The sequence below is a fragment of the Clostridium sartagoforme AAU1 genome (genome assembly GCF_000401215.1).
In the GTDB taxonomy this organism is placed as follows: Bacteria; Bacillota; Clostridia; order Clostridiales; family Clostridiaceae; genus Clostridium; species Clostridium sartagoforme.
This window is the reverse complement of sequence record NZ_ASRV01000123.1, coordinates 1-8,700: the sequence shown is the minus strand read 5'-3', so window position 1 is coordinate 8,700 and position 8,700 is coordinate 1. Positions and strand designations below refer to the sequence as shown.

The following is an 8,700-nucleotide window of genomic DNA, read 5'->3' as shown; positions in this document are numbered from 1 at the left end:
TAGGACTATAAATCTTAAAATTAATTATTAGTTAATTGAAAATTACAAAAATATTGACAATATAAAAAATAAGATTTATAATCCATATTAATAATAAGCATAACGAAGATTTATAAGTTATTATATTTCGGAGTATAAGATTATGAAAAGCTGTGATAAGAACAAGTAGTAGTTAGTAAAACTTACAGAAAGTAACCGGTTGATGAGAGGTGCAAGATAAGCTAATTATGAATACATCTTTGAGCTTCACACCAAATGAAGTTTTAGCATAAGGAAAATATAATTTAGAATGATAGTTATATTAATTTATTAAAATTTAATTTTGAAAACTCTATCAGAGTTTTTTCATTAATTCTACATTCTGCATTTTTCATTCTGCGAAGCATTTAGTAGGCTGTGACGTATTCCTTGCACACGTTATAGTGCTAGAGTATTACCTAGATATTTTCTGGAGTACTTGAAAAGGTAGGCAATGTGAATTGTCTATGAACTTAAGGTGGTAACACGAAGTTTTATCTCTCGTCCTTTTGATATAAGGGGTGGGAGTTTTTTTATTTCTAGAAAAGTATAAAATTTTGAGTATGTCCACTAGTAGTTCAAATAGTTTTATCAAATAGCCTTTCGTAAAGTTATTCTTATAGAACTTGCTTATATTTTAAATAATATAAGAGGAGTGTTAAAAAATGAAAAAACAATTGATGAGCAAATGAAAATTATTAAAAAGGGAGCAGATACAATAGTTAATGAAGAAGAGCTTAGAAAAAAACTAGAAAAAGCTGCAAAAAATAATAAACCATTAATTATCAAGTTAGGGCTTGATCCAAGTGCACCAGATATACATCTTGGTCATGCTGTAGTTTTACGTAAAATTAAACAAATGCAAGATTTAGGCCATAAAGCAGTAATTGTTATTGGAGACTTTACAGGAAAAATTGGAGATCCAACAGGAAAGGCAAAGGGAAGAAAAGCATTAACGGATGAAGAAGTATTAAAAAATGCAGAAACTTATAAAACTCAAATTTTTAAAGTTTTAGATGAAAGTAAGACGGAAGTTCGTTTTAATAGTGAATGGCTTTCAAAATTAAATTTTAATGATGTATTAAAATTAGCAGCAACTACTACTGTAGCTCGTATGTTAGAAAGAGATGATTTTCAAAATAGATATAAAACCAATGTACCAATAGGAGTTCATGAATTCTTTTATCCTTTAATGCAAGCTTACGATTCAATTGCTCTAGAGGCTGATATTGAGCTTGGAGGTACTGATCAAACCTTTAATATTTTAATGGGAAGAACACTTCAAAAGACAATGGGAGAAGAGCAACAAGTTGCAATGTTTATGCCTATTTTAGAAGGCTTAGACGGAATTGAAAAAATGAGCAAAAGTTTAGGCAACTACATTGGGGTAAATGAACCTGCAAATGTAATGTTTAAAAAAGTGATGGAGGTTCCAGATAATTTAATTATAAAATACTTTGAATTAGCTACAGATGAACATCCAGATTTAATAGAACAAATAAAAAACAAACTAGATAGTGGTGAAAATCCCAGAAATATTAAATTAGAACTTGCACAAATAATAACAAGCTTATACCATTGTGAAGTGAAAGTTAAAACAGCAATAGAATTCTATAATTCAGCTTTTACTAAAAAGGAAATTCCAGATGATGTACCTAATTTAACTGTAGAAAGTAATAAGTTGAGGGATATTGTTTCAAATTTAGTAAGTGAGAAATATGTATCAAGTAAAAAAGAATTTGCAAGACTTGTAGAGCAAGGTGGAGTTCAAATTAATGGAGAAAAAATAAATAGCTTAGACATAAATTTATCATATGATGATGTAATAAAGATAGGTAAAAAGAAGTTTGCAAAACTTAAAATAAAATCTTTGCTTAGATAATTGCTAAAAAATACTTTATTGTAATATTTAAAAACTCTACTAAATTAGTTAAAGTAGAGTTTTTAAGTAGTGAAAAGCTTATTTATATAAAAAAACTTTTAGGTTATTTTTACTATCAACAGTAGCAAGAATAACATTTTTTACATCAGTTTGATATGAAGTTTTTAAATTGGAAATAATCCAACTTTCATCCTTATTAGTTTCTTTTAAATTATTATAAAGAATTTTACCTTCTTTAATAACTGTTACAGGTAAATTAAATGATTCTGTTTTCATTTGGTAATGAAAAGGCGTAATAGGTTCATATTTTGGATCTAAGAAAACAGAAAGTTTTCCATCAGCTTCCCAAATTGCTAATGCTACTTTTTTTACATCTTCTACTTTTTCCTCTCTTAGTTCCTCTAATAATACATCAATAGATATTCTTGCTTTATTTAATCCTTTATTTAGAATTTCTCCATTTTTAACAACTGTGACTGGTGAGCTGTTGAGGAGTTTCCTTAAGGATGGAAACCTAAGGATTCCAAGTAGTGAAATAAGATAAAGAATTACTAATACAATTGTTGTAATCATGGATCCCTCTAATCCAAGTTCTTCATCAGATAATGGATGAGCAATAATGTTTCCAATTACTAAAGCAATAACAAAATCAAGAAGTCTTAACTGCGATATAGTACGCTGACCTAAGATTCTTGCAACAACTAGTAAAAAGAAAAAGGCAATAACTGCACGAAGAATCCATTCAACTGCAGTGAGTGTTTCTTGACCATAAAAAAAATACATAAAAAATATCTCCTTATTTAAAAAGTTAAATATTAATGTTATTTTACCCAATAACAAGCTGAAAAATAACCCTACTAATATTTAGTAAGGTTATTTTTATATGGTTTTTAAATATTACTTATTATGAGATAATTTTGACCTTTTAGTAAACTTTTTGCCATTAGAATGGGCACCTTTCTTTTGACCATTTTCAATCCCAATTTCAGCGCCGGATTCTGAATACATTTTTCTAAGCTCTGCATTTGATTTAGGACGATCTTTTCTTCTATTTTTGTTATTATCCATTGTAATTACCTCCTAAAAATAAATTGTCTATATTAGTTTCCCACAATATAATTAAAAAATATTATAAAAATATAGCTTTATATAGTATTTATTATTCATATAGGTATAACTTGTATATTTAAAAATTTAATTATAAGGAATTAAATCAAGGAACTATAAAATAATAATATTAACTATTGTAAACTCAGATTTTTTAGGCGGTACAGAAATAGTAGCAGCTTTAAAAATATTTAATAATTAATTAAATATTTATAATTAAAAACAAAAATAAATATGATACTATAGTAATAGTTATTTAAAATCGGAGGTATCTTATGAAATTTGATATTTACAAAATTGCTGATAATTATAAGTTAACAGAAACAGAAAGGCAAGTGCTTGAATATATATTAAAAAATATCGATGATGTTTTAGATAAAGGAGTAAGAGAGATTGCACAAATTAACTATACTTCTGCAACTACTATAATAAAGTTATCAAAAAAGTTAGGATATACTGGATATGTAGATATGATTTATAGATTAAATTTTATAGTGAAGAATAATGAGAAAAATCAAAAACGTACTTCAGATATAACTAGCTTTATTGATGAAATAGATAAAAATACTATAGACTCATTTATTGATAGTCTTATAAAACATAGACAGGATATAATTTATATTACAGGTACAGGATTTTCATCTCCAATTGTAGATTTTTTTTGTAGGAAGATGTTAGTATTGGGTTTTAAATGTATTAAGACAAATTCCTATGGAGTATATGATAACAACCAAATAGGAGGAGCCTTAGTAATAGGAATATCAAAAAGTGGTGAAACAGAAAGTGTAACAAAGGTTATAGACTATGCTGCAAAAAATAATTTAGATATTATAACCTTTACTGGAAGGCCAAGTAGTCATATGGCCAAACAATCTACAATACATTTTTCCATATTAGATGATAAAGAGTTAGATGATAGAAATATTACAGCAAATTATTTTTATGCTAGAGTGATGATTATAATGGAATACTTACTAGATAAGGCAATGAATAGTTTATAGAAGTTTAAAAAAACTATCAGAGAAGAGTTTTCTGTGATAGTTTTTTATTATTTACGGTGAGAATTTAAAAAGATTACCATGTGAACAATTTTTTATAATTCCATTCCTTCAGTTTTCAAGTGGCATATGTAAGTTTGCGTTGACTTGAAGCAAAGCAAGGTCATAAGCCAATTTACATATATCCACTTTTAAGTGTAAAGGTAAACATGTTTACTTTTTAAGTAACATGTTACTGAAAAGGTTAAATCTATTAACAATATTTATTTAAAATGTTATTCTATGTTCAAGGTAATTACCAAGGAGAAAAATTTAAAAAGATAAGGGGTACATTAGAATGAAGGAAAAGATTTTAGATAGTATGCAAAAATTTGCAAAGGCTATGATAGGACCAGTCTTATTTTTACCAATAGTAGGTATGTCAATTGCGTTAACAGCTGTACTTACTAATAAAACTTTTGTTAGTGAAGGTGGATTGATTTGGACGATAGGAAAATTCTTTAATGGTATGCTTTCTCCTATTATGGGAAATTTAAGTATTTTATTTTGTGTTGGAATTGCCATAGGTATGGCAAAAAAGAAAAAAGCAGAAGCAGCATTTGTAGCAATTATGTCATACATATTATTTTTAGGAGCAAACAGTAAATGGTTAGAATTATCAGGTAAATTAATAGCAGGAAACACTGCTGGTGAGTTATATGGAACTGGACAGACTATTCAATTAGGCTTTCATGTAACAGATATGGGTGTTTTCCTTGGAATGATATTAGGAATAGCAGTAGCTGTAGTTCATAATAAGTATGTTAATAGAGAATTTAAAGGAGCTATGGCACCTTATGGAAATAGTAAACTTGTATTTATGATTATGATTCCAGTAGTTGCAGTATTAAGTATAGGAACAACTTATATTTGGCCAAGTATAGCTAATGGAATTACTGCCCTTACAGGATTTATGAGTACTGCAGGAGCATTAGGAGTATTTGTTTATGGATTCTTAAATAGATTTTTAGTACCAACAGGATTACATCATTTAATTTGGTCTCCGTTCTTATATTCAGCAGTGGGTGATCAAATGATCATAAATGGAGAAAACGTTATAGGAGCAAAACCTGTATTCTTAGCATTACTTAACGACCCTACCATAACGATGATGCCAGATTCAGCAAGATTCTTAAATTATGGCTTAGTTAAAACTTTTGGAGTTATTGGTGTAGCATTAGCATTTTATTATACAGCTAAGAAAATAAAACGTAAAAATTTAAAATCTCAATTAATTCCATCAACATTAACAGCAGTAATAGCTGGTATTACAGAACCACTAGAATTTACATTTATTTTTGCAGCTCCATTATTATGGCTTGTATATTCTGTTATAGACGGACTTTTCCAAATGATAGTTTATATACTTAATGTAAGAGTTTGTGCAACAAATGGTATTTTAGATTTTCTTGTAATAAATTTACCAGCAGGAATTGGAAAAACTCATTGGCCAGTATATGTGTTAGTAGGATTAGTTGAAATAGCAGTAATTTTTGTAGTATTTAAATTTATGATTGAAAAAATGAATTTAAAGACACCGGGTAGAGAAGATGATGATAGTGATAATGCAATGGATTTAAATGAAAATGCAGTAAAAGTTAAAAAAGAAATGAAGTCATCTATAAAAGAAATTGACAATGCTGAAAATGATAAAGAAAAAGCTTTAACTATTATAAAAGCATTGGGAGGAAAAGAAAATATAGTAACTGTAGAAAATTGTTTTTCAAGACTTAGAGTAGATGTTATTGACGATACTGTAATTGATGAGCAAACATTAAAAACTACAGGAGCATCAGGTGTAGTTAGAAAAGGTAAAAATATACAAGTTGTATATGGACTTTCAATAAATAAAATAAGAACAATAGTAGATGAAGCATTAGAAATAGTAGAATAAGGAGGAATATTAGACATGAAGAAATTTAAATTAGTTATAGTAGGTGGGGGAAGTACTTATACTCCAGGGATTGTAAAGAGCTTATTAACTAAAAAGGAAGAATTCAAAATAGATGAGCTAAGATTATATGATATAGATGAAAAACGTCAAAATAAGGTTGGTGTAATAGTAAAAAAAGTTGTTGAAATGTTTGATCCAGAAGTAAAGCTAACTTTTACAACAAGTCCAGAAGAAGCTTTTAAGGATGCAGATTTTATCTTTGCTCAAATGCGTGTTGGGTTATATAAGATGAGAGAAATGGATGAAAAGATTCCACTAAAATATAATGTAGTTGGACAAGAAACTTGTGGACCAGGAGGACTAGCATATGGTTTAAGAACTATATATCCTATGGTTGAAATAATTGATTTCTGTGAAAAATATGCAAATAAGAGTTATTGGATAGTAAACTATTCAAATCCAGCAGCTATTGTAGCAAAAGCTATGTACAAGCTAAGACCAAATGCAAGAATTTTAAATATATGTGATATGCCAGTTGCAATTATGAGAAATATGGCAAATATTTTAGATTGTGATAGACATGATATAGAAGCTGATTATTTTGGACTAAATCATTTTGGATGGTTTACAAATATAAGAGTAAATGGAGAAGATAGAACAGAAGAACTTAAGAGCTATGTTCTTGAGCATGGATATCTGCCACCAGATTCAAGAAGTGAAGTAAGACATAATGATGCATCATGGCTTCATACATTTACTAATGCAAAACATATGATGCAAATGTTCCCTAAATATCTTCCTAACACATATATGCAATACTATATTTTAGGAGATGAAGTTGTTGGACATTCTGATAAAAATCATACAAGAGCAAATGAAGTAATGGAAGGAAGAGAAAAGAAAATATTTGATTCTGTAGATCAATATAGCGCTACAGGAGAAATTGATCTTACACAATTCTTTACTGGAGTACACGGAGAATTTATAGTAGAAGTGGCTATGAGTTTAGCATTTGATCAAAGAAAAAGACATTTAGTTATGGTTGAAAATAATGGTGCTATTAAGAATTTACCAGATGATGCTATGGTTGAAATACCAGCGTATATAACTAAAGACGGTCCTGAAGCAGTTCGTGTTGGCGAAATTCCTACATTCTATAAAGGATTAATAGAACAACAAGAAGCTAGTGAAAAGTTAGTTGTAGAGGCTGCAATTGAGGGCTCATATGAAAAGGCACTTATGGCATTTACTATGAATAAGACAATTCCATCTGCATTTGTAGCTAAGCAAATATTAGATGAAATGATTGAAGCTAATAAAGAGTATTGGCCAGAATTAAAGTAATAGAAGCAATCTATTGAATAAATAAAGAGATGCTGCAAAAGCAGCATCTCTTATTTTTTTAATTTAATTTCATTTTTACATAAATAACAACCTATAAATGCAGTAATAGGAACAGCAAGTACAACACCTATACTACCAGCTAATCCTTGAATTATCTCAATTCCTAAAAGATCTAAATTTATCATTTTATTAAAAGGCATATTAGCTGAAAATACTAATATAAGGATACTTAATGATCCTCCAGCAAAGGCTAAAATTAATGTATTAGTCATTGTTCCAATAGTATCTTTACCTATATTCATAGAACTTTTAAATAATTCATTAAAACTAATTTTATTATTTACACTGTGTATTTCAAATAAGGATGAAGCAATTGACATAGAGATATCCATGACAGCTCCTAAAGTTGCAACTAAAATTCCAGTAAACATTATTCCTCTAATTTTTAAACCAGTATCTTCTGCAATATACATTAAACTTTCTGCCTCGCTCATATTTAATCCAGAAAGAGTAGTTAAAGAACCAAAAATATATGCTACTATTCCTGAAATTATAACTCCAAAGACAGTACCTAAAATTGCGGTTAATGTTTTCTTGTTAAACCCAGAAACAAGCACTAGAGTCACGGTTATACTTAAGACACTCATAAGAATACCCGCTAATATAGGATTTACTCCTCTAAGCATTAAAGGAACCATTAAATAAACGCAACATATTAATGTAAAAAATAAAGCAACTAAGGATTTTATCCCCTTTACACCAGCTATTGCAACAACAGACAATACAAATATTGCTATTAATAAATACAACATATTGCTCCTATCATAGCTATATAAGGTCATTTGGGTAGTGTCATTTTTTTCTATTACACCAACTATAACTTTGGTGCCTTCCTTGACTTTTAAATTATACAATCTACTTATTGGATTTTCTATTTCATGTGTACTTCCAGAGTAAGGCTTGGCTGATATTTTAACTAATACTTTTTGAAAGCCCACTTCAACATCCTCTAAATAAGGATCTTTTGTTAAATCTTCATTTAATACTTCTGTAACAACTGCATTGTAATATTTCATATTACCATTATATTTATCAGGCAAAAACCCACCCTTAAATATAGACTTTGATAAAATAATTAATAATACGCTAAATAATATAACTCCTAAAAGCATAATGAAATTTTGATTTAAATTTAGTTTCTTTCTAGTTGAAGTCGTTTTCTTGGAATTTTGTTTATTATTCCCACCCTTTTTACCCATAGTTTCCTCCATATTAATATATATGTTTCAATTAATAATTTACATTATTATAGAATTATAAGGTTGAAGTTTGATAAGTTTATTTTAGCAAAATAGTAAAATTGAAATCATATATTTTTGTTTTTCTATATAAGTTGATAGAATACTTATTTTACTTAA

The 8,700-nt window shown here is 28.3% G+C and carries 7 protein-coding genes; 4 read left to right on the top strand and 3 right to left on the bottom strand.

Translation table 11 applies throughout. The features are described 5' to 3' along the window. Positions 1–706 precede the first annotated feature (706 nt). Positions 707–1,900, top strand: a complete 1,194-nt coding sequence (tyrS, locus tag A500_RS09345) for a tyrosine--tRNA ligase (RefSeq protein ID WP_040436717.1) — start codon at positions 707–709, stop codon at positions 1,898–1,900. Between the two features lie 78 nt (positions 1,901–1,978). Here the strand turns inward: tyrS and A500_RS09340 are convergent, their stop codons facing one another. Together A500_RS09340 and A500_RS20400 are read right to left on the bottom strand one after the other, a co-directional pair. Further along, on the bottom strand, positions 1,979–2,683 hold the full coding sequence (locus A500_RS09340; protein ID WP_016207336.1) for a DUF421 domain-containing protein: 705 nt from the start codon (positions 2,681–2,683) through the stop codon (positions 1,979–1,981). Positions 2,684–2,797: 114 nt separating this feature from the next. After that, the gene (locus A500_RS20400; RefSeq protein WP_016207335.1) at positions 2,798–2,968 is read right to left on the bottom strand and encodes a hypothetical protein; all 171 of its coding nucleotides are present in this window, start codon (positions 2,966–2,968) and stop codon (positions 2,798–2,800) included. A 314-nt stretch (positions 2,969–3,282) separates the two neighbouring features. Between A500_RS20400 and A500_RS09335 the strand changes: the two genes are divergently transcribed. From A500_RS09335 to A500_RS09325, 3 genes are all read left to right on the top strand, one after another. Continuing rightward, positions 3,283–4,008, top strand: a complete 726-nt coding sequence (locus tag A500_RS09335) for a MurR/RpiR family transcriptional regulator (protein ID WP_016207334.1) — start codon at positions 3,283–3,285, stop codon at positions 4,006–4,008. A gap of 334 nt (positions 4,009–4,342) precedes the next feature. Next, complete coding sequence (locus A500_RS09330; RefSeq protein ID WP_016207333.1) at positions 4,343–5,938, top strand: PTS transporter subunit EIIC; 1,596 nt, start codon at positions 4,343–4,345, stop codon at positions 5,936–5,938. A gap of 15 nt (positions 5,939–5,953) precedes the next feature. Next, the gene (locus A500_RS09325; RefSeq protein WP_016207332.1) at positions 5,954–7,282 is read left to right on the top strand and encodes a 6-phospho-alpha-glucosidase; all 1,329 of its coding nucleotides are present in this window, start codon (positions 5,954–5,956) and stop codon (positions 7,280–7,282) included. A gap of 50 nt (positions 7,283–7,332) precedes the next feature. On the opposite strand, the gene A500_RS09320 is transcribed toward A500_RS09325, so the two are convergent. Next, positions 7,333–8,541 carry a YibE/F family protein gene (locus A500_RS09320; protein WP_016207331.1) on the bottom strand — a complete coding sequence of 403 codons (1,209 nt, stop codon included), beginning with the start codon at positions 8,539–8,541 and terminating at the stop codon, positions 7,333–7,335. Positions 8,542–8,700: the final 159 nt, after the last annotated feature.